This is a genomic window from Allorhizobium sp. nf9_anc (genome assembly GCF_056323085.1).
Genome location: NZ_CM150481.1, coordinates 712,295 through 737,195 on the forward strand (window position 1 = coordinate 712,295; position 24,901 = coordinate 737,195).

General features: G+C 62.0%; 20 protein-coding genes, 1 tRNA gene and 1 pseudogene. 14 read left to right on the forward strand and 8 right to left on the reverse strand.

What is annotated here, in order from left to right; all coding sequences use genetic code 11:
• Window positions 1-6: 6 nt before the first annotated feature.
• Window positions 7-2,286, forward strand: a complete 2,280-nt coding sequence (locus AC02Y0_RS03235; protein WP_476382359.1) for a methyl-accepting chemotaxis protein — start codon at window positions 7-9, stop codon at window positions 2,284-2,286.
• Between the two features lie 238 nt (window positions 2,287-2,524).
• Window positions 2,525-3,361 (forward strand): outer membrane protein, encoded by an 837-nt coding sequence (locus tag AC02Y0_RS03240; RefSeq protein WP_476382361.1) that lies wholly within the window; start codon window positions 2,525-2,527, stop codon window positions 3,359-3,361.
• Window positions 3,362-3,429: 68 nt separating this feature from the next.
• On the opposite strand, the gene AC02Y0_RS03245 is transcribed toward AC02Y0_RS03240, so the two are convergent.
• Entirely contained in the window at window positions 3,430-4,422 is a 993-nt protein-coding gene (locus AC02Y0_RS03245; protein WP_476382363.1) for a transporter, read from the reverse strand.
• A gap of 237 nt (window positions 4,423-4,659) precedes the next feature.
• On the opposite strand from AC02Y0_RS03245, the gene AC02Y0_RS03250 reads away from it, so the two are divergent.
• The 5 genes from AC02Y0_RS03250 to AC02Y0_RS03270 all read left to right on the forward strand — a co-directional run bounded on the left by AC02Y0_RS03250 (window position 4,660) and on the right by AC02Y0_RS03270 (window position 11,380).
• Window positions 4,660-5,838: a phosphoserine transaminase gene (locus AC02Y0_RS03250; protein ID WP_476382365.1), complete on the forward strand. Its 1,179-nt coding sequence runs from the start codon at window positions 4,660-4,662 to the stop codon at window positions 5,836-5,838.
• An 88-nt stretch (window positions 5,839-5,926) separates the two neighbouring features.
• On the forward strand, window positions 5,927-7,522 hold the full coding sequence (gene serA / locus AC02Y0_RS03255; protein WP_102018316.1) for a phosphoglycerate dehydrogenase: 1,596 nt from the start codon (window positions 5,927-5,929) through the stop codon (window positions 7,520-7,522).
• Between the two features lie 206 nt (window positions 7,523-7,728).
• The gene (locus AC02Y0_RS03260; protein WP_476382367.1) at window positions 7,729-9,141 is read left to right on the forward strand and encodes a cytochrome ubiquinol oxidase subunit I; all 1,413 of its coding nucleotides are present in this window, start codon (window positions 7,729-7,731) and stop codon (window positions 9,139-9,141) included.
• Window positions 9,131-10,135 (forward strand): cytochrome d ubiquinol oxidase subunit II, encoded by a 1,005-nt coding sequence (cydB, locus tag AC02Y0_RS03265; protein WP_476382369.1) that lies wholly within the window; start codon window positions 9,131-9,133, stop codon window positions 10,133-10,135. Before AC02Y0_RS03260 ends, cydB begins: the two co-directional genes overlap by 11 nt.
• A gap of 240 nt (window positions 10,136-10,375) precedes the next feature.
• Complete coding sequence (locus AC02Y0_RS03270) at window positions 10,376-11,380, forward strand: Tim44 domain-containing protein (RefSeq protein WP_476382371.1); 1,005 nt, start codon at window positions 10,376-10,378, stop codon at window positions 11,378-11,380.
• Between the two features lie 94 nt (window positions 11,381-11,474).
• Here the strand turns inward: AC02Y0_RS03270 and AC02Y0_RS03275 are convergent, their stop codons facing one another.
• Window positions 11,475-12,059 (reverse strand): transglycosylase SLT domain-containing protein, encoded by a 585-nt coding sequence (locus AC02Y0_RS03275; protein WP_112244390.1) that lies wholly within the window; start codon window positions 12,057-12,059, stop codon window positions 11,475-11,477.
• Between the two features lie 271 nt (window positions 12,060-12,330).
• Here AC02Y0_RS03275 and AC02Y0_RS03280 point away from each other — a divergent pair, with 271 nt between their 5' ends.
• The 3 genes and pseudogenes from AC02Y0_RS03280 to AC02Y0_RS03290 all read left to right on the forward strand — a co-directional run bounded on the left by AC02Y0_RS03280 (window position 12,331) and on the right by AC02Y0_RS03290 (window position 14,319).
• Window positions 12,331-13,431 carry a Gfo/Idh/MocA family protein gene (locus tag AC02Y0_RS03280; protein WP_476382373.1) on the forward strand — a complete coding sequence of 367 codons (1,101 nt, stop codon included), beginning with the start codon at window positions 12,331-12,333 and terminating at the stop codon, window positions 13,429-13,431.
• A gap of 38 nt (window positions 13,432-13,469) precedes the next feature.
• Window positions 13,470-13,655, forward strand: a pseudogene (locus tag AC02Y0_RS03285) (gfo/Idh/MocA family oxidoreductase); the annotation flags it as partial.
• Between the two features lie 22 nt (window positions 13,656-13,677).
• On the forward strand, window positions 13,678-14,319 hold the full coding sequence (locus AC02Y0_RS03290; RefSeq protein WP_476382375.1) for a ThuA domain-containing protein: 642 nt from the start codon (window positions 13,678-13,680) through the stop codon (window positions 14,317-14,319).
• 7 nt (window positions 14,320-14,326) lie between these two features.
• On the opposite strand, the gene AC02Y0_RS03295 is transcribed toward AC02Y0_RS03290, so the two are convergent.
• On the reverse strand, window positions 14,327-14,560 hold the full coding sequence (locus AC02Y0_RS03295) for a hypothetical protein (protein WP_476382377.1): 234 nt from the start codon (window positions 14,558-14,560) through the stop codon (window positions 14,327-14,329).
• A gap of 112 nt (window positions 14,561-14,672) precedes the next feature.
• Between AC02Y0_RS03295 and AC02Y0_RS03300 the strand changes: the two genes are divergently transcribed.
• Window positions 14,673-15,479 (forward strand): hypothetical protein, encoded by an 807-nt coding sequence (locus AC02Y0_RS03300; protein WP_476382379.1) that lies wholly within the window; start codon window positions 14,673-14,675, stop codon window positions 15,477-15,479.
• 23 nt (window positions 15,480-15,502) lie between these two features.
• On the opposite strand, the gene AC02Y0_RS03305 is transcribed toward AC02Y0_RS03300, so the two are convergent.
• Both AC02Y0_RS03305 and mnmA read right to left on the reverse strand, forming a co-directional pair.
• Window positions 15,503-15,579: transfer RNA gene (locus AC02Y0_RS03305), tRNA-Met, on the reverse strand.
• 159 nt (window positions 15,580-15,738) lie between these two features.
• The gene (gene mnmA / locus AC02Y0_RS03310) at window positions 15,739-16,935 is read right to left on the reverse strand and encodes a tRNA 2-thiouridine(34) synthase MnmA (protein ID WP_476382381.1); all 1,197 of its coding nucleotides are present in this window, start codon (window positions 16,933-16,935) and stop codon (window positions 15,739-15,741) included.
• A gap of 179 nt (window positions 16,936-17,114) precedes the next feature.
• Here mnmA and dgcA point away from each other — a divergent pair, with 179 nt between their 5' ends.
• On the forward strand, window positions 17,115-18,098 hold the full coding sequence (gene dgcA / locus AC02Y0_RS03315) for an N-acetyl-D-Glu racemase DgcA (RefSeq protein WP_476382383.1): 984 nt from the start codon (window positions 17,115-17,117) through the stop codon (window positions 18,096-18,098).
• A gap of 312 nt (window positions 18,099-18,410) precedes the next feature.
• Here dgcA and AC02Y0_RS03320 read toward each other — a convergent pair whose 3' ends face one another.
• The gene (locus tag AC02Y0_RS03320; protein WP_476382385.1) at window positions 18,411-19,079 is read right to left on the reverse strand and encodes a spermine/spermidine synthase domain-containing protein; all 669 of its coding nucleotides are present in this window, start codon (window positions 19,077-19,079) and stop codon (window positions 18,411-18,413) included.
• Between the two features lie 175 nt (window positions 19,080-19,254).
• Here AC02Y0_RS03320 and AC02Y0_RS03325 point away from each other — a divergent pair, with 175 nt between their 5' ends.
• Window positions 19,255-20,073, forward strand: a complete 819-nt coding sequence (locus AC02Y0_RS03325) for an HpcH/HpaI aldolase family protein (protein ID WP_476382387.1) — start codon at window positions 19,255-19,257, stop codon at window positions 20,071-20,073.
• On the opposite strand, the gene AC02Y0_RS03330 is transcribed toward AC02Y0_RS03325, so the two are convergent.
• Together AC02Y0_RS03330 and AC02Y0_RS03335 are read right to left on the reverse strand one after the other, a co-directional pair.
• Complete coding sequence (locus AC02Y0_RS03330) at window positions 20,064-21,395, reverse strand: sigma-54-dependent transcriptional regulator (protein ID WP_476382389.1); 1,332 nt, start codon at window positions 21,393-21,395, stop codon at window positions 20,064-20,066. The two genes, AC02Y0_RS03325 and AC02Y0_RS03330, sit on opposite strands and share 10 nt — an antisense overlap.
• Window positions 21,392-23,224, reverse strand: a complete 1,833-nt coding sequence (locus AC02Y0_RS03335; RefSeq protein WP_476382391.1) for a sensor histidine kinase — start codon at window positions 23,222-23,224, stop codon at window positions 21,392-21,394. The genes AC02Y0_RS03330 and AC02Y0_RS03335 overlap by 4 nt, the downstream gene beginning before the upstream one ends.
• A gap of 267 nt (window positions 23,225-23,491) precedes the next feature.
• Here AC02Y0_RS03335 and AC02Y0_RS03340 point away from each other — a divergent pair, with 267 nt between their 5' ends.
• Entirely contained in the window at window positions 23,492-24,823 is a 1,332-nt protein-coding gene (locus AC02Y0_RS03340; RefSeq protein ID WP_136557684.1) for a dicarboxylate/amino acid:cation symporter, read from the forward strand.
• The last annotated feature ends 78 nt before the right edge of the window (window positions 24,824-24,901 follow it).

The window sequence follows — 24,901 nt, forward strand, 5'->3', positions numbered from 1 at the left end:
AAAACCATGACAGCTCGCATCCATTCGCTTTCGTTCAAAGTCATCGCCGTCTTTCTGCTGCTGACGCTCATCACCATCGCTCTGCTCAACGTCTTCGCCTATCGCAGCTCCAGCCAGCTGTTCGGCGAGCAGACGGAAAAGGCGATGTCCAGCACGCTCACCTTCCGCGGTGACCTGCTGACGGAGAAGCTGCAGGCACTGGAAAACCAGGCGGCATCGATCGCCAAGATCGAGACCCTGCAGCAGTCGCTGACGGGCCTGAAGAGCGGCTGGAATACCATCGCCAAGAGCACAGGCGATGCCAAGGCGGAACTGCAGCGCATCTTCGTCACCGAGAACCCGCATCCGGCAGGCGAGCGCGAGAAGCTGATCAAGCCCGAGGGGCCGAGCGGTTTCTACTATTCCACCCATGAGACGACCCAGGCCCAGGTTGCCGCCTATCTTGCAGGCACGAGCTTCAGCGACATGCTGATCGCCGACCAGAACGGCAATGTCATCTATTCCTTCGAGAAGGGCCCAGCCTTCGGTGAGAACCTGAAGGAGGGGACCTTCGCGGCGACCGGGCTCGGGCGCGTTTACCAGCAGTCCGCCGAGGCTGCGGCGAAGGCCGTCGACGATGTCGTCGGCGTCAATTTCTCAGGCCTTTCCGTCGGTGCCGATTCAGGTGCGCCGGATATCTATTTCGCCGTTCCCCTCGTGAAGCTTGGCGGCTTCAAAGGCAGCCTGATGTTCCAGGTGAAGGCTGATGTCTTCGTCAACCTGTTGTCCAAGGGTATCATTGCCGGCAGCAGCCAGACGGCCGCCATTCTGTCGGGCAATGGGGCCGGTATTGCGCTCGACGCTTCAGGCAAGTTGACCGATGTCCGCGCCGATTTCGCAATTTCGGGCGATGGTATCGCCGTTCAGGACGGTGAGCGCCCCGAAGGGGCAGCTGTGGTCTATGGCCGCCGGATCAGCTTTGCCGGTCAGGACTTCGTGGTGACCGAGAGCCTGACCAAGGCCGAACTGGAAGCCGGTTCGATCCGTATTGCGACGATCCTGATCATCACGGGTCTGATCGCTCTTGCCATTCTCGCTGCTGCCACATGGGTCTTCACCCGCCGTCTATTTGCGCCTCTCGACCGTCTCGTCGCCTTCACCGGTGCCGTTGCCGACGGCGCGATCGAGCAGCCGGTCGAAAACCAGGACCGTCGTGACGAGATCGGCAGCATGGCGCGGGCGCTCGAACGTTTCCGCCAGGCGCTTATCGAGCAACAGAGGCAGTCTGCCGAGCGTCGTGACGAACGGGCACGTGCCGAGGAGGAGCGTCGGCAGCGGATGGAAGAGCGGGACCTTGAAGCCCGCACTCTGCAAGAGGTTGTCGAGACCCTCGATATGGGGCTGGACAGGCTGGCTGCCGGCGATCTCGCCTTCCGGATCGAGCGCCGCTTCCCGGCTGATCTCGAAGGTCTGCGCTCAAACTTCAACAAGGCAATCGAGACACTGAGCACGACGCTTGGTGGGATCGGCGGCAATTCTGTTGCAGTGCGCGAGGGATCCGAGGAGATGCGCGCAGGCGCCGACCAGCTTGCCGAGCGGACCGAGCGCCAGGCGGCTGCCATCTCGCAGGCCGCCACGGCGATCCAGGAGATCACCAGCGCCGTCAAGACGCAGATCGCGCGTGCCGAAGAAGCCGAGCGGATTGCCCGCGCAGCGAAGGACGATACCGCGATGTCGGGTCTCATCATGCGCGATACGATCGCTGCAATGGAGGCGATCCAGGGATCGTCCCAGTCGATCTCCAACATCATCGGTGTGATCGATGAGATCGCTTTCCAGACCAACCTTCTGGCGCTCAATGCCGGTGTCGAGGCGGCACGGGCAGGCGAGAGTGGCAAGGGCTTTGCTGTGGTGGCACAGGAGGTGCGCGAACTTGCGCAGCGCTCGTCGAATGCCGCCAAGGAGATCGCCAACCTGCTGTCGAAGTCACGCGGCGAAGTGGATCACGGCGTCAAGCTGGTCGAGAAGGCCGGCAATGCGCTGGATGGCATCGGTTCCCACGTGCTGTCGATCAACAGCCATATCGGTGAGATCATGGAATCCACCCGGGAAGAGGCGCAGACGCTCGTCGATATCAACACATCGGTGAACCAGCTCGACGCCATGACCCAGCAGAATGCGGCGATGGTCGAGGAAACGACCGCCGCCATTCACCGGCTTGCCGGTGAGGCTGCCGAGATGGATCAGCGACTGGGCTTGTTCAATCTCGGTGCCATGCGCACCAATCAGGGTCGCCACGCCGCCTGAGCGGCGGTAAGGCGAGCCTATTCGATATAAGTCAGGGCGCGGTTCTCCAGGGAGCCGCGCCCTTTCTTTTTGCTCTCAATCTGGTTGCAAGTATCAAGGTAAGCAAATGGATAAGGGTTAGAGTTAAGATCTGTAGTTAATCGCAACTTAACCTTTTCACTCCATTATCCGTCTCAATTCAGGATGTCTGGCTTCGGACGCCCTGACGCGAAAAAGCTGGGATTTGGAGTATCCTGTCATGACGAAAACCATTTTTGCCGCGGTCACGGCAGCCCTGCTTGCCAGCTCGGCCGCCTATGCCGCTGATGTCTATCAGGCCGAACCGCAGCCGGCCTATGTCGACGCACCGGAAGTTGCTGTTGCAGAAGCGTCTGGCTGGTACCTGCGCGGTGATCTCGGCTACAATTTCAACAAGCTGCGTGGCGCCAAGTATTTCCAGGGCGGCAACGACAATGAAGTCGATTTCACGACTTCCTCGATCAAGGACAGCTTCTGGCTTGGTGGTGGTGTCGGTTATCAGGTCAACAGCTATCTGCGCACCGACTTGACCTTCGACTACATGTTCAAGTCTGACTTCAATGGTTCGACGAAGGGTGAGTGCGGTTTCGCCGCTACACCATGCACTTCGAGTGACCTGGCTGCACTGAAGGCTTACACGCTTATGGCGAACGCCTATGTCGACCTCGGCACTTACGCCTATTTCACGCCGTACATCGGCGGTGGTATCGGTGGCTCCTACGTCAAGTGGGACAAGCTGCGGAACACGTCTTGCGCAGACAACGGCTCGGGCTGCGATCCTACCGTCGAACATGGCGGCAAGGGCAGCTGGCGCTTCGCCTATCAGCTGATGGCTGGTGCCTCGATCGACGTGACCTGCAACGTCAAGGCCGACCTCGGCTACCGCTTCCGCCACACAATGGGTGGCGACATGTTCGGCTACGCCTCGAACGGCGGCCCGGGCTACGACAAAGGCTTCTACAGCCACAGCGTCCATGCCGGCGCACGTTATGTCTTCGGTGGTTGCGAAACCCCCGTCGCCTACGAGCCGCCGCCGGAACTGCCGGTCTACAAGTAAGCCGGACACGGACGTCCAACATCACAGACCAGAAAGGGCCCCCTTCGGGCCCTTTCGCGCGTCTGGGCTCAGAGAATTCCGGTTCTGCGCAGGATCCACCAGGACAGCATGACCGAGATCAGGATGAAGCCGAAGGCATAGGCCGTGCCGTGCAATCCTTCCGCAAAGGGGAGGGCGGTGGTGTTCATGCCGAAGAAGCCGGTGACCAGTGAAGGCGGCAGGAGCAATGCCGTCATCAGCGACAGGATGTAGAGATGCCGGTTCGTCTCGGCGCTCTGCTTGGAATCGAGTTCCTCATGCAGGAGCCTTGCCCGGTCCGCCAGCGCATAGACATCCTGATCGACGGCTTCGAGCCTTGCTGCGAGACGCGCGAGGCTGTCTTCCATCTCCTCTGGCAAGTCCTCGTCATCGGCGGCTGCGGCCCGGCGCATGACCAGCAGCATGGTGCGCAAGTGCCTGTGCAGCCTGACGATAAGCCGCCGCACGGGTGTCAGTCGCCGCCGCTCGTCGCGCATTTCCGTGCCGTAGACATGGTCTTCGATCTGGTTCAACTCTTCCGTCAGTTCCAGAACCACGGCGATCAGGCCGCGTTGAAACTCGGCCACGAGCAGTTCGAAGATTTGAAGCGGCGAGGTGTAGCGCGCGGCGTTCTTTTCGACCGCCGCGCGGACCTTGTCGACCGAGCGGATCGGTTGCAGCCTCGTCGTGATGATGAAGTTGCCTGACAGGGCGACATGCAGCCATCCAATGTCCCTTGTGGTCGAATCGAACTCACGCTGAAAATCGATCAGGGTGCCGAACAGCAGGCCCTCGTCCACCGAAAGTGCTGCATGGGTGTCATGGGTGGTGAGCGCTGCGATCGCGGGGGGTGTCAGGGGCTGGAACTGTTCGAGAAACGCTGGCACGCGTCCGTCCGCCAGGTTGAGATGGAGCCAGATGAAGCCATCCCCCGGCTGTGCCTGCTCGATGGAACATTCCGCCGGCAGTCGTTCGCTTCGCATGCCGGGGGTAATCCGGTAGGCCCAGACGAGGCCTGGAATGGCGCTGCTCAGGGGAAACATCGATGCGGGCTCCGTGGTGGCGGGACTGGAGGCGGTGGGTCTTCAGGCAGATGCGCTCGATGGATGACGGATTGATGACAGTCGTCGGTGCCGGGCTGCGCCATCCTTGGCGCGGACGGAACAAAAATTTTGCTCATCGCGACGCAAGCCCGCTTGACTGACATGGGCGACAGGAGTAGTTCCGACGGCGGGACACCTCTCCCCAACGAGAGGCTAATTACCTGGAAGGGTATCTATATGGCTGATGTGATCGCCCCCGCCGCGCGTCCGGCAAACTCTCATTTTTCGTCTGGCCCCTGCTCGAAGCGTCCCGGTTGGTCGCTCGATGCGCTTTCCGATGCCCCGCTCGGTCGTTCGCACCGCGCCAAGGTCGGCAAGGAAAAGCTGAAGCTGGCCATCGACCTTACCCGCGAAATTCTCAATGTTCCCGCTGACTACCGCATCGGCATTGTTCCGGCCTCCGACACGGGCGCTGTTGAAATGGCCATGTGGTCTCTGCTCGGCGAGCGCGGCGTCGACATGCTGTCCTGGGAAAGCTTCGGCGCCGGCTGGGTCACCGATGTGGTGAAGCAGCTGAAGCTTGCCGATGTCCGCAAGTTCAATGCCGACTACGGTCTGCTGCCGGATCTCGCCGCCGTCGATTTCGACCGCGACGTCGTTTTCACCTGGAACGGCACGACCTCGGGCGTTCGCGTGGCGAATGCCGACTTTATCCCTGCCGATCGCAAAGGTCTGACCATCTGCGACGCCACCTCGGCGGCCTTTGCGCAGGATCTCGACTTCTCCAAGCTCGATGTCACGACCTTCTCCTGGCAGAAGGTTTTGGGCGGCGAGGGCGGTCACGGTGTGATCATTCTCTCTCCGCGTGCTGTGGAGCGTCTGACGACCTATGTGCCCGCCTGGCCGCTGCCGAAGATCTTCCGCATGACCTCGGGTGGCAAGCTGATCGAAGGCATCTTTGTCGGTGAAACCATCAACACGCCGTCGATGCTTTGCGTCGAAGACTATGTCGATGCGCTGAAGTGGGCAAAGTCGATCGGTGGCCTCGAAGCCCTGATCGCGCGCGCCGACGCCAATGCCAAGGTCATCTTCGACTTCATCGAAAAGAACGACTGGATCGCCAATCTCGCGGTCGACCCGGCTACGCGGTCGAACACCTCCGTCTGCGTCAAGATCGTTGATCCCGAAGTGACCGCACTCGATGCCGATGCCCAGGCAGCCTTTGCCAAGGGTATTGCCAGCATCCTCGAAAAGCAGGGTGTCGCCTTCGACATCGGCGCTTACCGTGATGCACCGGCCGGCCTTCGCATCTGGGCAGGTGCCACGATCGAGACTGCCGATATGGCGGCTCTCATGCCGTGGCTCTCCTTCGCCTATGAGACGCAGAAGGCGTCTCTGGCCAAGGCTGCCGCCTGATCCTTGCCGATATCGGCTCCGCCTGACCGGCGGAGCCCCGCAATTCTCATCATTTTCTTCAAACGAACTCTCTGAAGGAGGCCTCGTCATGGCACCTCGCGTTCTCGTATCCGACGAATTGTCTGAAACCGCCGTCCAGATCTTCCGTGATCGCGGCGTTGAAGTGGATTTCCAGCCGAAGCTCGGCAAGGACAAGGAAAAGCTTGCCGAAATCATCGGCAACTATGATGGTCTCGCCATCCGTTCGGCCACCAAGGCGACGGAAAAGCTGATTGCTGCTGCGACCAACCTGAAGGTCATTGGCCGCGCCGGCATCGGCGTCGACAATGTCGACATTCCGGCTGCGTCGAAGCGCGGCATCATCGTCATGAACACGCCCTTCGGCAACTCGATCACGACGGCAGAACACGCCATCGCCCTGATGTTTGCCGTTGCCCGCCAGCTGCCGCAGGCCGATGCCTCGACCCAGGCCGGCAAGTGGGAAAAGTCGAAGTTCATGGGTGTCGAAATCACCGGCAAGACGCTCGGCGTCATCGGTGCCGGCAATATCGGTGGCATCGTCTGCAAGAAGGCGATCGGCCTTGGAATGTCCGTCATCGCCTATGACCCCTTCCTCTCGGCTGAACGCGCACAGGAGATGGGCGTCGAAAAGGTCGAGCTTGACGAACTCCTGCCGCGTGCGGACTTCATCACGCTCCACGTGCCGATGACCGACAAGACCCGCGGCATCCTCGGCAAGGACAACATTGCCAAGACGAAGCCCGGCGTGCGCATCATCAACTGCGCCCGTGGTGGTCTCGTGGATGAGGCAGCCCTTGCCGACGCCATCAAGTCCGGCCATGTCGCCGGTGCAGGCTTCGACGTCTTCGAAGTCGAACCTGCGACCGAGAGCCCTCTTTTCGGCCTGCCGAATGTCGTCTGCACGCCGCATCTCGGTGCCTCGACCACGGAAGCCCAGGAGAACGTCGCACTGCAGGTCGCCGAGCAGATGTCTGACTATCTCATGAAGGGTGCTGTCTCGAACGCCATCAACATGCCGTCGATCACGGCTGAGGAAGCGCCGATCCTGAAGCCGTTCATCCGTCTCGCCGACGTGCTCGGTTCGTTTGCCGGCCAGATGACCGAGAACCCGATCAAGGAAATCGAGATCCTCTATGACGGCGTGACCTCCGGCATGAACACCAAGGCGCTGACGTCTGCGCTGCTGGCAGGTCTCATCCGCCCGCAGGTTGCCGACGTCAACATGGTTTCAGCCCCGATCATGATCAAGGAAAAGGGCGTCATCGTCTCGGAAGTGAAGCGCGACAAGACTGGCGTCTATGACGGCTATATCAAGCTCACCGTCACCACCGAGAAGCAGACCCGCTCGGTTGCCGGTACCGTCTTCTCCGACGGCAAGCCGCGCTTCATCCAGATCAAGGGCATCAACATGGATGCCGATGTCGGTCCGAACATGATCTACATCTCCAACACCGACGTTCCCGGCATGATCGGCTTCATGGGCACCACGCTCGGCAATGCCAAGGTCAACATCGCGAACTTCCAGCTCGGTCGCGACAAGGAAGGTGGCGACGCGATCGCGCTTCTTTACGTCGATGGCCCGGTGGAGCAGGCGGTTCTCGACCAGCTCACCGCCAACCCGGCGGTCAAGCAGGCCAAGCCGCTGGTGTTCAACGTCGACTGATCGACGTTCTCGATATCATCGACAAAGACGGCGCGGGATCAAACCCGCGCCGTTTGCGTTTTCCGCCGGAAGTAGGGTTAGATTAGAAACATATGAAAAGTATTATGCGTTGAACTGACGCATGGCGGGTTGTCGCATTGCCTTGCCGGTGCGAGGGTATAGTTGATGTTTATCATCTCCGGGAGGAGAGAAGGAAAGGACATCCCATGTTCGAGCACTTCGACGCGCAACTCCTGGCACGCATACAGTTTGCCTTTACCGTATCGTTCCACATCATATTTCCTGCCTTTTCCATCGGCCTTGCGAGCTATCTCGCGGTGCTCGAAGGCCTCTATCTCTGGAAGAAGGACAAGGTCTATCTGGAGCTCTTCGACTTCTGGAAGACGATCTTCGCGGTCGCCTTCGGCATGGGGGTCGTGTCGGGCATCGTGATGTCCTACCAGTTCGGCACCAACTGGTCGGTGTTTTCCGACAAGGCTGGACCGGTGATCGGTCCTCTGATGGGCTATGAGGTGCTGACCGCCTTCTTCCTCGAAGCGGGCTTTTTGGGCGTCATGCTCTTCGGTCGCAACCGCGTCGGGCCGGGCCTGCATTTCTTTGCCACCCTGATGGTCGCATTCGGGACGCTGATCTCGGCCACCTGGATCCTCTCGGTGAATTCCTGGATGCAGACGCCTGCAGGCTTCGCGATGAATGATGTCGGGCAGTTCGTGCCTGTTGATTGGTGGAAGATCGTCTTCAATCCATCCTTCCCCTATCGCCTCGTTCATATGGTCATCGCCGCCTATCTCACGACCGCCTTTGTCGTCGGTGCGGTCGGCGCCTGGCATCTGCTGAAGGGCACAGCACCGCGCCGCGCCGGCGTGATGTTCTCCATGGCGATGTGGATGGCGGCGATCGTTGCGCCTATCCAGATTGTCGCTGGCGACATGCATGGCCTCAACACGCTTGAGTATCAGCCGGTCAAGGTCATGGCCATGGAAGGCCATTTCGACAGCCATCCGGAGGGAGCGCCGCTGATCCTCTTCGGCATTCCGAACACGGAAGAGAAGCGGATCGACTATGCGATCCAGATCCCCAAGCTGTCGAGCCTGATCCTGAAGCATGATCTGAACGCCCCGCTCGCAGGCCTCGATACGATCCCCGACGACAAGGAGCCGCCGGTCGCTATCGTCTTCTGGTCCTTCCGTGTGATGATCATGATCGGTTTCGGCATGCTCGGTGTCGGCCTCTTCTCGCTCTGGTGTCGCTGGAAGGGAACGCTTCACTCCAATCACTGGCTGCACAGGGCTGCCCTCGTCATGGGTCCCTCGGGCTTCGTCGCGGTGCTTGCCGGCTGGATCACAACCGAGGTCGGCCGCCAGCCGTATACGATCTACGGCCATCTCCTGACGGCGGATTCGATTTCGCCGATCGCGGCCCCCGCCGTTGCCGCCTCGCTGATCGCCTTCATCGTAGTCTATTTCATCGTCTTCGGGGCCGGCACCTTCTACATCCTGCGCCTGATGGGCCGCCTGCCGCGTGACCCGATGCCGGATCTCGACGATGGCCCGATCCGCACCTCCGGCATCACGCCGGCTGCCCAGCCCGGTCACCATGGAGGCAAATATGCCCATTGATCTCCCTTTCATCTGGGCCGGCATCATTGCCTTTGCGGTGCTCGCCTATGTCATCCTCGACGGCTTCGACTTAGGCGTCGGGATCCTGTTTCCCTTCTTTCCGGAAAAGCACGAGAAGGACCTGATGATGAATTCGGTGGCGCCCGTCTGGGACGGCAACGAGACCTGGCTGGTGCTGGGTGGGGGAGGGCTACTCGCGGTCTTCCCGCTCGCCTATGCGACCATTCTGCCGGCGCTCTATGCCCCGATCATCCTGATGCTCTTGGGCCTGATCTTCCGTGGCGTCGCCTTCGAATATCGCTGGCGCACGCAAAGGGCGGAACATCTGTGGAACTGGGCCTTCACCGGCGGTTCGGTGGTTGCTGCCTTCTTCCAGGGCGTGGCGCTCGGGGCACTGGTCCAGGGCATTCCGGTTGAGAACCGCGCCTATTCTGGCGGTTGGTGGGACTGGTTGACGCCGTTTTCGGTGGCCACAGGCGTGGCGCTGGTCATCGGCTACGCCCTTCTCGGGGCGACATGGATCGTCATGAAGACGGAGGGTGAGATATGCAGGCGCGCCCGCTCTCTCGCCCTGCCGCTCTCCTTCGCAACCGTCGGGGCCATGGGGATCTTCAGCCTCTGGACGCCGTTCCTGGAAACGCCCTATTTCGAGCGCTGGTTCGGTTACCCGACGATGATCTTCTCCGTCATCGTGCCGGCTCTGGTGCTTGGCTGTCTCTACCTGATCGTCACGGGGCTGAAGGCGGGACATGACGCGCGGCCATTCATCGCGGCGCTCGGGCTCTTCGTGCTCGGTTATGCCGGCATCGGCATCAGCTTCTATCCCTATATCGTGCCGTCCTCGCTGACGATCTGGGAGGCTGCCGCACCCGATGAGAGCCTCGCCTTCCTGCTCTACGGTGCGGTCATCCTGGTGCCGATGATCCTGGGCTATACCGCCTATGCCTATTGGGTTTTCCGCGGCAAGCTCAATCCGGACGAGGGCTATCACTGATGGACAAGCGCCTGATTGCCAGCCGTCTTTTGTGGTTCGTCGGCCTCTGGGCTGGCGGGGTGCTTGCGATCACAATCGTCGGCCTGATCATCAAGTTCGGGCTCAACGGCTGATCCCGATCACTTGAAATTCAATGGAAATTGCGGGGCTCACTCTTCAAAAGAGGGTGAGCTCTCTCCATATGGGAGCCAAGCCCCTAAAAGGGCATAGAGACTGTTTCGAGGAGGACAGGAAACACCCATGCGGCAATACGGAAAGATATTCGCGACGCTCGCGCTCGGCATGATGGTCACGCTCGTGGCCGTCGATTTCGCTGAAGCCCGTCGCGCTTCAGGCGGCTTCGGCAGCCGTGGCACGCGCACCTTCAATCAGCCGGCGATCACCCGCACGGCGCCGGCACCCGCTGCTCCGATCGAACGGACGATGACGCCGCGCACCAATGCGAACCAGCCGGGTGCGGCCCAGTCGACGGCGGCCAACCAGGCAGCGCGTCCGGGTGGTCTGTTCGGCGGTCTCGCCGGCGGTCTCATGGGCGGCCTGCTGCTCGGTGGTCTGTTTGGCATGCTGATGGGCACCGGTTTCGGCGGCGGCTTCGGCTTCCTCGGCCTGCTCCTGCAGGGCCTGCTGATCTTCTTCCTGATCCGCTTTGCCATGCGCATGTTCGCCAACCGTCAGGCGCCGGCATCAGGCCCGAGCGTCGGCCCCGGTTTCGGCGGCTTTGGCGGGATGGCGCGTGACAATCAGAGCGGTGACCAGCTGCGTCCGAGCTTCCAGATTCCGAAGCTTGGCGGCGGTGCTGCGGCCAGCGCCTCTGCCGCCCGTTCGGGTTCGGCCGATGAACTCGGCATTGCGCCGAAGGATCTGGAGCGCTTCGAACAGCTCCTGCAGGAAATGCAGCGCGCCTATGCCGAGGAAGACTACGGTGCACTCCGCCGCATCACCACGCCGGAAGCCATGTCCTATCTCGCCGAAGAGCTTAGCGAGAACGCGACGAAGGGTGTGAAGAATACGGTGCGTGACATTCATCTCGTCCAGGGCGACGTGGCTGAAAGCTGGGCCGAGGACAAGATGGAATACGCAACGGTGGCGATGCGCTATGAAGCGATCGACTATGTGGTCGACCGCCAGAGCGGCGACGTCGTCGAAGGCGATCCGAATACGCCGGTCGAATCGGTCGAGATCTGGACCTTCGCCCGCCGCCCGAACACCCAGTGGCAGATCTCGGCGATCCAGAGCGCCAACTGATCTCCAGCGGTGCTGAATGCAACAAGCCTCCCCATCGGTCACGGTGGGGAGGCTTTTTCGTTTTAGTGCATTGGTCTGATCAGGCGCGCCACCCTTAGCCCGGGCACTGCTGCAACTGCTTGGCGTAGGTATAGGTAATGTCGGTAAACCGCTTCGCGCCGCGCAGAGCCTCCGGGCGCTTGTTGTAGGCGCCGCGCAGATAGCCGGTGTGGCCGGAGTGGTAGGCGAGATAGAGCTTGTAAGGGTCGTTCAAGGGGATGTTGACCTTCGTCGCGCTCTCGCGGTGATACCAGCCGATGAAGCGGATGGCGTCGGCGAAATCGGTGCGGCGGGCGCCCCAGCGGCCGGTTTCGCGCTGGTAGCGTTCCCAGGTGCCGTCAAGGGCCTGGGAGTAGCCATAGGCCGACGATGCGCGCTTTCCGGGGATGAAGCCCAGGATCATCTTGCGCGGCGGCTTGGCGTTGTGGCGGAAACTCGATTCCGTATAGATCGTCGCCATCAGGATCGGGACCGGCACGCCGTATTCGCGTTCAGCATCGACGGCGGCGCGGCGCCAGTTGTTGAACAGCCCGTCGCGCTGCTCGAAAATCGCGCAGGCATTGCGGGTCTGGGATGGCGGCTTGGCACAGGCCGACAGCGTCAGCATGACGCCGAGGGCAGATATGAGAGCGGTACGCATGACAAAACCTCGCTACAGGCCCGCCATTCTATTCATTAAAATTTAACGAAAGGTTTTCTTAACCGCCCCCGGATCTAGCATCCCCCGATCGGGGGTGGTGATGCCGGTGGAGGGCGGCCCCCGCATGCTCGCCTGGCGAGAAACAGGCGTTGACGTCAGTCGCATTTGCCACCAGTCTGCCGGGCGATCGCAAGGCAGCGAGGAGGAACGGTTGCGTTCTTGCCCGGCGGTCGCAGGTGGACATTCGTCCGGGAGCGAGGATCTTCAAGACATGCAGCAGGTCGGCATCGGCATCATCGGATGCGGCAATATTTCAGGCGCTTATCTGAAGGCGCTCCAGCATTTTCCCATTCTCAAGGTCTGTGGGATTGCCGATCTCAACGCTTCGCTGGCAGAAGCGCGGGCGGCAGAATTCGGTGTGCCGGCGCTCACCATCGACGAGCTGCATGCGGATCCCGAGGTTGCCATCATCGTCAATCTGACGATCCCCAAGGCGCATGTCGAGGTGGGGCTGAAGGCGCTCCAAGCCGGCAAACATGTCTATTCGGAAAAGCCGCTCGGTGTGACCTTTGCCGAGGGCAAGCGGCTCGTGGAGGCGGCAAAATCGCTCAACCTCAGGGTGGGATCTGCCCCCGATACCTTTCTCGGCGGCGCGCATCAGACGGCGCGCGGGCTGATCGACCAGGGCGTGATCGGCCAGCCGATCGGCGGCACGGCTTACTTCATGTGCCCCGGTCACGAGCGATGGCATCCCAATCCCGATTTCTACTACGAGGCCGGTGGCGGGCCGATGCTCGACATGGGGCCCTACTACATCACCGATCTCGTCAATCTCTTCGGCCCGGTCGAAAAGGTGGCGGGCTTTGCCACCAAGGTTCGCGACACCAGAAAGATCGGCAGCGAGCCGCGCCGGGGCGAGACGATCCCCGTCCATGTGCCGACGCATGTCGCGGGTCTCATGTCCTTCGCCAATGGCGCGGTGGTGCAGATCTCCATGAGCTTCGATGTTGCAGCCCACTGGCACAAGCCGCTCGAGGTCTATGGCACCGAGGGCACGCTGATTGTGCCGGATCCCAATCATTTCGGCGGTGACGTGTTTGTCCTGCCGCTGACCGGCGAGGCGCAAGGGAAGCCGGTGACGCTGCCTTATGCCGATGGAAACTGGCGCTCGCTCGGTGTCGCCGACATGGCGCATGCCATTCTCTCCGACCGACCGCACCGGGCAAATGGGGATCTGGCGCTGCATGTGCTCGAAGTCATGGAGGCCTTCCAGACGGCCTCCGACCGGGGCGAGACGGTCACCATCACCACGAGCGTTGAGCGGCCGGCGCCGCTCGAACAGTCGCTCATCGATGGCCTGATCGGCCGCTGAAGACAACAACAGGGAAATTCACATGCGTCAGGTTCTGAATGGCGCATGCCATTCTCTCCGACCGACCGCACCGGGCAAATGGGGATCTGGCGCTGCATGTGCTCGAAGTCATGGAGGCCTTCCAGACGGCCTCCGACCGGGGCGAGACGGTCACCATCACCACGAGCGTTGAGCGGCCGGCGCCGCTCGAACAGTCGCTCATCGATGGCCTGATCGGCCGCTGAAGACAACAACAGGGAAATTCACATGCGTCAGGTTCTGATTTGCTGGGGCGGCTGGGACGGACACCAGCCCGAACAATGCGCCGCCGTCGTCTCCAACATGCTGCAGGCGGAGGGCTTTTCCGTCCGCGTCGAAGCGGGCACGGAGGCCTTTGCCGATCCCGCGATCCGCGACTACAGCCTCATCGTGCCCATGCTGACGATGACCAAGATCGAGAAGCCTGAAATCGAGAACCTCGAACTCGCCATCCGCGGCGGCGTCGGCCTCGGCGGCTTCCACGGCCAGGCCGGCGACAGCTTTCGCGACTGCGTTCAGTATCAATACATGATCGGCGGCCAGTGGGTCGCCCATCCCGGCAATATCTATGATTATACGGTCAATATCGTGAAGCCCGAGGACCCGCTCGTCTCCGGCGTCAGTGACTTCCCCTATCGCTCCGAGCAGTATTACATGCATGTCGACCCCAACAATGAGGTGCTGGCGACGACGACGTTTACCGGTGAGCACGATGCCTGGATCGAAGGACATGTGATGCCGGTCGTCTGGAAACGCCGCCACGGGCAGGGCAGGGTGTTCTATTCCTCGCTCGGCCACCAGGCGGCGGAGTTCGCGGTGCCGCAGATGCGGGAGATTGTAAGAAGGGGGCTGGTTTGGGCGGCTCGGTGAGGGTGGCCTAACCGACGTGCCAGGAACGCACGGCCGTCCAGTTGTTGAGGATAACGATGACGGCCGCTGCGATCGACAGCATGGCAGCGGCCTTGCCCATGGTCGGCAGGCTGTTGATGCGGCCTTTCAGCTCGCCGAACTCGATCGCAGACGGTGCTGCGCGCAGCATGCCCTTGATCTCGGCGGTGTCCTGCAGGACCCGCTTCATATCGTCTTCAAGAGCTTTGACGCGCTTTGCCAATACTGTACCGCCTGTTGCTACCGCAGCAATGGGTTGATCTGTCGCTTGATAGAAATTTCCTTATGCCACAACATATTCTGAAACGATGAAATCTGAAAGGATCAATGGCCGGATGCAGAGTTTGGATATTCAAGTCATCTCGGCAATAGCCTTCTTAAGCGGGTGCATCGGTGAATGGCAGGTTCACATTCAGATACTTCAGAAAACTGACATGATGGCTCCGATAAACCATTCGCCCACCACGCGCGCACAATTCATAAAGAGCTTGGATGTGTTGACTAATTCCGCACGAGCGCTCGGGATGACTGGAGTTGCCATCGCAGGAAGGCGAGCGATGGAAGACTGCGTCGAGTTGACGGCGTCGCCTGTAGGGAGGGATAGCCATAAACTTGAGCAAATTGTGCGAGCCGCAGAACGTGTACTTTTTGCGTTTGTCAACGAATTGCATGGGCGTGTTTTGTTTGCGATGACGGAGGAAAATGCACGCGGCTTTTCCGCTATGGCTCCATTCGGAGATGCCGTTGCAAGAGCGTTCCCTTCGGCAGAATATGACATTGCTGAGGCCGCAAAATGTCAGGCTTTACGGAGACATACAGCTTGCGTGATGCACTTGATGAGAGTGCTTGAGGCCGGATTGAAGTCATTAGCGAAGCACTACGAAGTTGATTCAGTAGAGAACTGGAATGCTGCTCTCAATCAAATTGAAGCCAAGTCCCGGCAAATAGGAAAGCACTCACATGGCAAGGAAGAAGAGCAGTGGGCCGCAGAGGCTGCAACGCACTTTCGGTTCATAAAAAATGCCTGGCGCAACCACGCTATGCATCCCTCGGACATATATAATGAAGATAGTGCAGCTGCGATCTTTAACAGCACTCGTTCTTTTATGCAGCAGTTAAGCAAGAAACTATCCGAAGGATAGTCGAGTATTCTTTTGAAGAATTTTGGTAGCGGGAGGCGGACTTGAACCGCCGACCTTGGGGTTATGAATCCCACGCTCTAACCACCTGAGCTATCCCGCCACACATTCGGAAACCTGATGGGCCGTGGCAGCCCGTCCGAAGCGATGGGCGGCTTATAAGGCGAGGCTCCGATCAAAGTCAAGCGCGGTTTGGCCAAAAACAGTGTGGCTTTCCACCGGCTTGGGAGAAGACCTTGCAGGCGGCCCGAAAGCTCAGGCGTCAGGCCGCGACAGGACTTGCCAGAAGCGCCTTCAGCGAGGCTTCTGCTGTCCCTGAACGTTCCGAGCGTTCGATGAAGCCGCCGCCATAGACGCGGGCGTCCGCACCGGTTGCCGAATAGAGCACGCAGGCCTGGCCGGGGGCCACACCGGCTTCGCCGATTTCGAGATCGACATAGACGCCGCGCTCGTCAGCATGCAGCACGGCCGGGGTCGGCGGCCGGGTGGAGCGGACCTTGGCAAAGCAGGGCATGCCGTCACCAGCGTCTTCGGCCAGTGTGCGGTCGCCCAGCCAGTTGATGTCGCGCAGATAGACGCGGTGGGTTTCCAGCGCTTCCTTCGGGCCGACGATGACGCGGCGCGAGCGGGCGTCGAGATAGATGACGTAGAGCGGCTCGCCGGTGGCGACGCCCAAACCCTTCCGCTGGCCGATCGTGTAATGCAGGATGCCTTCGTGGTTGCCGAGAATACGGCCATCGAGATGCACGATGTCACCGGCCAGAGCCGCATTCGGCTTCAGCTTGTTGATCACGTCGGCATACTTGCCCTGCGGCACGAAACAGATGTCCTGGCTGTCGGCCTTCTGGGCGACGACGAGGCCCATGTCTTCGGCAAGCTTGCGGACTTCCGCCTTCGACATGGCGCCGAGCGGGAAGCGCAGATAGTCGATCTGCTCCTGCGTGGTGGCAAAGAGGAAATAGCTCTGGTCGCGCTCGCTATCGATCGGGCGGAAGAGAGCGCGGTGGCCGGGATCGTTTGCCAGCGGCACCGACTTCGAGCGGATATAATGGCCGGTCGCCAGCGCATCGGCGCCGAGTTCTCGTGCCGTCGCAAGCAGATCGGCGAACTTGACCGTCTGGTTGCAGGCTACGCAGGGGATCGGCGTTTCGCCGGCGACATAGCTTTCCATGAACGGGTTGATCACGGTGTCACGGAAACGCTGTTCGTAATCGAGCACATAATGGGGAATGCCGAGCGTTTCGCAGACGCGGCGGGCATCGTCGATGTCCTGGCCGGCGCAGCAGGAGCCGGCACGGTGGACCGCGGCGCCATGGTCGTAGAGCTGCAGCGTGATGCCGAGGACGTCATAGCCCTCGCGCTTCAGGATGCCGGCGACGACGGACGAATCCACGCCGCCCGACATGGCGACGACAACGCGCGTATCTTCCGGTCTCTTGTCAAAATCCAGCGTGTTCACGGGCTTCGTCTCTGTGCTTCATGCGACCGTTCATCCCGCCCATTGCGGGGATCTACGTCAGGCTTTGCGGGGTTTTTGGCCCGCTGCCGGTACCGGTCCTTTAGTTGACGGATATAGAAAGGATTGCATCTTCGTGCAAGAGCAGCGATTCGCGGGGATTGCCCGCGAGAGGAGATCCCATGCCTGTCCATATGACCGTCACACCGGAAAGCTTCCCGATTGCGGGCAGCTTCACGATTTCGCGCGGGTCGAAGACCGAGGCAAAGGTGGTCACCGTGCGGCTGACGGATGGCGCGCATGTCGGGCAGGGCGAATGCGTGCCCTATGCGCGCTACGGCGAGACGGTGGAGAGTGTCGCTGAGATACTGACGGCGCTCGTGCCTGAGGTGGCGGACGGTCTCGACCGTGCCGGGCTGCAGAGCCGGCTGAAGCCGGGGGCGGCGCGCAATGCGCTGGACTGCGCGTTCTGGGATCTGGAAGCCAAGCGGGCGGGGCTGCCGGTCTGGCAACTTCTCAAGTTACAAGAGCCAAAGGCGCTGTCGGTCACCTATACGCTGTCGCTAGGCACGCCTGAAAGCATGCAGGCTGCGGCGGAGAAGGAGGCCGCGCGGCCGCTGCTGAAAGTCAAGCTCGGTGGCGAGGGGGATGTCGAGCGCATCCGGGCGGTGCGCGCAGGGGCGCCTAAGTCGGCGATCATCGTCGATGCCAATGAGGGCTGGAGCCTTGCGCAATACAAGGCGCTGGCGCCTGTGTTTCTCGATCTCGGGGTGAAGCTCGTCGAGCAGCCGTTTCCGGCGGGTTCTGATGATGCCCTTCTCGGTCTTGATAGGGTCCTGCCCGTGTGTGCCGACGAAAGCTGCCATGACACGGCATCGCTGGCTTCGCTGAAGGGTAGGTATGACGCCGTCAACATCAAGCTCGACAAGACGGGCGGGCTGACGGAAGCGCTGCTGATGCGCGATGCGGCGGTCGAGGCCGGCTTCGAGATCATGGTCGGCTGCATGGTCGGGACCTCGCTTGCCATGGCGCCGGCCTTCCTGATCGGGCAGGGGGCGGCCTTTGTCGATCTCGACGGGCCGCTGCTTCTGGCGCGGGATCGCGAGCCGGCGATTGCTTATGACGGCGCGGTGATGCCGCTGCCGCCGCGTGGGCTGTGGGGATAGAATTATCAGTCGCGTTTTGCCGTGCGACATCCCCCTCTGCTCTGCACCGGTAACGGGCCGGGTTCCCTCTTCTCCCCAGCGGGGAGAAGTGCCGAGCGTATGCGAGGCGATGAGGGGGCTGCGCGGCACAGCTTTAGCGCTTCGCGCCCCCTCATCCCCCTGCCGGGACCTTCTCCCCGCTGGGGAGAAGAGCGACCCCGCTTCGTGCGCCGCTCAAAATCCATATGCAATTGCTCTGCGCATCGGGGAGATGTCACGCAGTGACAGAGGGGGTGTTGGCGAAGCCAAAGCGGTGCCGCCTGATGAAGCCCTTCAGGCCTTCGCCATCCAGATCATGTGCTTCTTGCCGCGTCCCGTTTTCCCTGCGCGGACGGGAATCTCTTCTGCGCCATAGCCGCAGTCCTTCAAGCGGCGCGTGAAGTAGGGATCTGGACCCTGTGACCAGACGCCGAGAACGCCGCCGCGGGTGAGTGCTGCCTTGGATTTGCGTAAACCGTCATGGGAATAGAGGCCGTCATTCGCTTCGCGGGTGAGGCCGTCAGGGCCGTTGTCGACATCGAGCAGGATGGCGTCGAAGATACCCTTGGATTTGGCGATCAGCGCGCCGACATCGCCGACATGGATTGCCACGCGCGGGTCGTCGAGGCTGCCGGCATAGATCTCGGCCATCGGTCCGCGCGCCCAGTCGACGACGGCGGGCACGAGTTCGGCGACGGTGACCTTGGCATCCTCGGGCAAGACGGCGAGAGCGGCGCGCAGCGTGAAGCCCATGCCGAGGCCGCCGATCAGGATGTGCAGGCGCTTGTGGGTGGCGATCCGCTCGAAGGCGAGGGTGGCGAGCGCCTCTTCGGAGCCGCTAAGGCGGCTGTTCATCAGCTCGTTGGTGCCGAGCATTATGGAGAATTCTGATCCCCGGCTCTTCAGGCGCAATTCGCCGCCGCCGGGTATCTTGGCCGTGTCGAGCTGGATCCAGGGGAGCATCGGGCAGTTCCTGCGTGTTGTTTATGGGCTGCCCCGTATCACGGCGACGCCCTCGGGTTCAATGTCGCGGGCGTACCGGAGACAGAGAACGAGACTTGCGGTCTCCATCGCTTCCGGGGATAGCTTGTGGTCTCCGGCCACATGGCCGGTTGGTGATTGCCTGAGGAGAAGACGCATGCCCGCCCCCGTGAACCCCTTCAAGAAAGCCCTCCGCGAAGACACCGGTCTCCTGACCGGCCTCTGGGTGGCGCTCGCCAATCCGCATTCGGCGGAAATCTGTGCCGGGGCCGGCTTCGACTGGATCCTCATCGATGCCGAACATGGGCCGAACGACATTCCGCTGATCGCAGCCCAGCTCGCGGCCGTCACGCGTCATGCCGCCCATCCGGTGGTGCGGCTGCCCGTCGGCGAGCCCTGGATGATCAAGCAGGCGCTCGATATCGGGGCGCAGACACTGATGATCCCGATGGTCGAGACGCCAGAACAGGCCAGCATGCTGGCCAAGGCGCTGCGTTATCCGCCATTCGGCATTCGCGGCATGGGCGCAAGCCTTGGGCGCGCGTCTGATTTCGGGCGGGTGAGTGACTATGCCGATACGGCCAATGATGAGGTCTGCCTGATCGCGCAGATCGAGAGCCGGCTCGGCGTCGAGAATGCCGAGGCGATCCTGGCTGTCGAAGGCGTCGATGCCGTGTTGATCGGGCCGGCCGATCTCTCTGCCGACATGGGCTATCGCGGCAAGGCGACCGTGCCTGAGGTGATGGAAACGGTTGAAACGCTGATCGGCAAGATCCGGGCTGCCGGCAAGCCGGCAGGCATCATGACCGGCGACGCGGAGATGATCGCGCTCGCGCGCCGCGCCGGTGTGCGCTTCATGGCCAACGGCACGGATACGGGGCTGCTGGCGCGCGCTGCCGCCACTATGGCGGCCGAGATGCGGAATGCAGGCGGCGACGCTGCTACCCCTTCCAAGGCTGCTGGCGGCTATTCGTAATCGGCGCGGTTGATGCCGTGGCGCTGGAGCTTGTCGTAGAAGGTCTTGCGCGGAATGCCGAGGGCCTCGATCGTCGAGCGCACGTCACCCTTGTTGGCGGTCAGCGCCTCGCGGATGAGGCTCGCTTCGTGGCTCTCCATCTGCTCGGGCAGGCTGGGGCCGGGTCCCGCAGCCTGTGAGGCCTGCTTCGGCGGCGGGGTGATGCCGAGCACGACGCGTTCGGCGAAATGCGAGAGTTCCCGCACATTGCCCGGCCAGTCGTGGCTTTCGAGATGGCGTCGCACCTCGGTGGTCATGGCCGGCATCTCGCGACGGAAGCGCTCGGCGGCGCGGGTGGCGAAATGGGCAAAGAGCAGTGGGATGTCGGCGCGGCGTTCGCGCAGCGGCGGGATCGAGATCGTCACGACGTTGAGGCGATAGTAAAGGTCCGCACGGAACTCGCCGCGCTCGGCGGGATTGCCGAGATCGAGTTTGGCGGCGGCGACCACGCGCAGGTCCACGGGCCTGATCTCATTGGTGCCGAGCGGGCTCACCTCCCTCATTTCCAGAACCCGCAACATCTTCACCTGGGTGGAGAGCGGCATGCTCTCGATCTCGTCGAGGAACAGCGTGCCGCCGCTTGCATGTTCGATACGGCCGACGCGCTTCTTCTGGGCGCCGGTGAAGGCGCCCGGTTCGTGGCCGAAGAGTTCGCTTTCGATGACCGTCTCGGGCAGGGCGCCGCAGTTCAGGGCGACGAAGTTGCCGCGTGCACGGCGGCTCCAGCGATGCAGGAGGGTGGCGACCACTTCCTTGCCGCTGCCGGTTTCGCCGGCGATCAGCACGTCGACATCGGTGTCGGCTATCTGGCGGAGCGTTTGGCGCAGATGCTCCATCGCAGGCGTCTGGCCGATGAGGGGCAGGTCGTCCGGCGTCGTGGTGGCTGCCTCGCGCAGGCGGCGGTTTTCGAGGACCAGCCGGCGCTTCTCGATGGCGCGCGCGACGCTCTGGACGAGGCGGTCGGCGGGAAACGGTTTGGCGATGAAGTCGTAGGCGCCGTCGTGGAGAGCCCTGACCGCCATGTCGACATCGCCATGACCGGTGATGAGCAGCACCGGCAGATCCGGGTCGAGGCTGCGGAGGCGGGCAAAGAGTTCCAGCCCGTCCATGCCGGCCATCCGGATGTCGGTCACGACGACGGCCTCGCTTTCCCGCGACAGCTGGGCGAGCGCCTGCGGTGCGGCGCCGAAATCGCGCACGGCATAACCGGCAAGCTCCAGCGTCTGGCGGGTGGCGCGGCGCAGCGCCTGATCGTCGTCAACGAGGATGATGTCGATGCTCATGCGCTGGCCCTTTTGAGGGTGATGGTGAAGGTGGTGCCGTCCTTGCTCGTATCCACGGAGAGCCGGCCGCCATATTCGGTGACGATGTCACGTGCGATCACGAGGCCAAGGCCCAGGCCTCCCTCTTTGGAGGTGGTGAAGGGGATGAAGAGGTTGTCCCTGACGTGATCCGGCAGGCCGGGACCAGTGTCGCTGACCGAGAGATCCACTTCGTCGTCCGTCAGGCGGGAAAGCCCGATGGTGATTGTGGCATCCGCTTTGTCGTCAATGGCTTCGAGCGCGTTTTGCAGGAGGTTGATCAGCACCTGTTCGAGGCGGATACGCTGGCCGAGAACAGCGATGTCTGAGGGTATGTCGCCAATAGCAAGCCGGTCAAAGCTGCCGGCGAAACGGCTCTTCAAGAGGAACAGCGCGCCATCGATCGCAGCCTTGGCCGTAACGGGCTCGGCGGCCTGGCGACCCTTTCGGGCAAGGCCCTTCAGCTCTCCGGTGATCGCGCCGATGCGGTCGGTGAGCTCGGCGATCAGGCCAAGGTTTTCCTTCGCCGTCTCGCCGTTGCCGCGATCGAGGAAGGCCTTGGCATTGTCGGCATAGGCGCGGATGGTGGCGACCGGCTGGTTGATCTCATGCGCTACGCCGGCTGCGACCTGACCAAGGATCGCCAGGCGATTGGCCTGGACAAGATCCTGCTGCACGCCCTGCAGGCGGCTGTCGGTTGCCCGGTGTTCGGTGATTTCGGCCTGGAGGCGGTCGCGCGCTTCGGTCAGTTCGACGGTGCGGAGTTTGACCTGCCGCTCAAGCTCGACCTGGGCGGCTTTCGCTTCGGCCTCGCGACGGGCGGCGCGGCCGAAGCGGTGGAGCAGCAGGCCGGCTGCCGCGAGCAGGGGCAGGGCGATGGCTACGAATGCGAGGCGATCCTGCAGGATGCCGGCATCCATGGCGGCGGCTGCGGGGCTGAGGATGTGCAGCGTCCACGGCGTGCCCGGCAGAGGCAGCGCCTCGGCGAAATGCGGCTGGCGCGGGACCGTGCCGGATGTGTCGGTCGCCACCATCGTGTGGCCGGCGAGATCTTCCAGCGACCATATGGGAATGGGCAAAAGCGGCGCTTCGCCGAACTGCAGGCTCTCCCGGATCGCGATCCGCTCCTCCTGGGGGATGTCCGTCACGGTCAGGAAGCGCCATTCGGGACGGCTTGTGATCAGCACGATACCTTTGGGATCTGTCACATAGGTGATGCGGCCGGAGCGCTGCCAGTTCTGCTCGAGTGCCTCGAACTCGACCTTGACGACCACCACGCCCAGCGCTCGTCCGGTCTCGTCTTCGACGCGGCGAGACAGGTAGAGCCCTGGCCTGCGGCTGACATTGCCCAAGGCATAATGTTCGGCGGTGCCTCGTGTCAGGGCGCCGGTGAAATACTCCCGAAAAGCGTAGTTGCTGCCGACGAAGCTGTCGGGCTGGCGAAAGTTGCTCGCCGCTATGGCGGTGCCGTCGAAGTTCACGACGTAGATCACCGAGGCGCCTGTGCCGGGGATGAGAGCCTCAAGCTTTTCGTTGAGCTGAGTGATGGCGCCCGGCGAGGGTGTCTCAAGCGCTTCCGTCAGGTCCGCGTCGCTTGCCAGCACCAGCGGCAAGGTGCGCGACCGGTCGAGGGCGGTGAGCAGCAGCGCCTGCTTCAAGGCGGCATCGGAGCCCGCATCCTCCGCCAGGGCGTCGAGTGCCGAGGCCTGTCCACGCTCGCCGGCATAGAAGAGGCCGGCAACCAGTACGGTGATCGCAAAAGCCGCATAGGCGAGCCAGAGAATGCGTCCGTTGCGGCGGGGTTTCAGCATGGGTGGATGGCCTCGGTCGGGTTGGTGATTGTGCGTGAAATCGCACTATAGCACAAAGTGCCTGTGCGGAAAATCACACTGGTTCATGTGATGAATCAAGTGTAATCGGCGAGAGAGCCTCTGAAAATCAATGGGTTGGTTGGATTTTTTCGAATTGGCACGCGCCTTGCTGACCTTTTTCCCAAGCGGCCGCGCCGCTCCCCATTCAGATCAGCAACCGCCCGGGAGGCCGGAATTCGTTCCGTCAGGGCGATCATGGAGGAAAGCATGCATATCGATACCGCAGGGCACGCGCCCGAGGGCCGGCAGCCCTTCTACAAGCATCTCTACGTCCAGGTTCTGGCAGCCATCATTGCCGGCATCCTGCTCGGCCACTTCTATCCCGAGATCGGCGCGCAGTTGAAGCCGCTGGGTGACGCCTTCATCAAGCTCGTCAAGATGATCATCGCGCCGGTTATCTTCCTGACGGTCGCGACCGGCATTGCCGGCATGAGCGACATGAAGAAGGTCGGCCGCGTTGCCGGCAAGGCGATGCTCTACTTCTTCACCTTCTCGACGCTGGCGCTTATCGTTGGCCTCGTCGTTGCCAATGTCGTGCAGCCCGGTGCGGGCATGCATATCGACCCGGCGACGCTCGATGCGGCCGCCGTGGCAACCTATACCGAAAAGGCGCATGACTCGTCGATCGTCGGCTTCCTGATGAACATCATCCCGACGACAATCGTCGGGGCCTTTGCAGATGGCGACATCCTGCAGGTGCTGTTCTTCTCGATCCTGTTCGGCATCTCGCTGGCACTCGTCGGCGAACGCGGAAAGCCGGTCACCGACTTCCTGCAGGCGGTCATCGCGCCCGTGTTCAAGCTCGTCGCCATCCTGATGAAGGCCGCCCCGATCGGTGCCTTCGGCGCCATGGCGTTCACCATCGGCAAATACGGCATCGGCTCGGTCACCAACCTTGCCATGCTGATCGGCACCTTCTACCTCACGTCCTTCCTGTTCGTGGCGGTCATCCTCGGTGCCGTCTGCCGTTACAACGGCTTCTCGATTCTGGCCCTCATCCGCTACATCAAGGAAGAGCTGCTGCTGGTTCTCGGGACGTCGTCTTCGGAAGCAGCCCTTCCGGGCCTGATGAACAAGATGGAAAAGGCCGGCTGCAAGCGTTCGGTCGTCGGCCTGGTCATCCCGACCGGCTATTCCTTCAATCTCGACGGCACGAATATCTACATGACGCTGGCGGCGCTCTTCATCGCCCAGGCGACGGATATTCAGCTGCCGCTCGGCGACCAGATCCTGCTGCTGGCCGTTGCCATGCTGAGCTCGAAGGGGGCGGCCGGCATCACCGGTGCGGGCTTCATTACGCTCGCTGCGACCCTTTCGGTCGTGCCCTCCGTGCCGGTTGCCGGCATGGCGCTGATCCTCGGCATCGACCGCTTCATGTCGGAATGCCGGGCGCTCACCAACTTCATCGGCAATGCGGTGGCAACGGTCGTCGTCGCGCGCTGGGAAGGTGAACTCGACCAGACGCTCTTCCATGCCGCACTCGGTGGCAAGGTTCTCGAAGAGGACGACATCCAGCCGGAACTGCAGCCGGCGGAGTAATACTTCCGCGCCGACCCAAGACGGCGATCGGAACTGAAGCGCGGCCCGGCATTTGTCGGGCCGCGCTTTTTGTTTGCG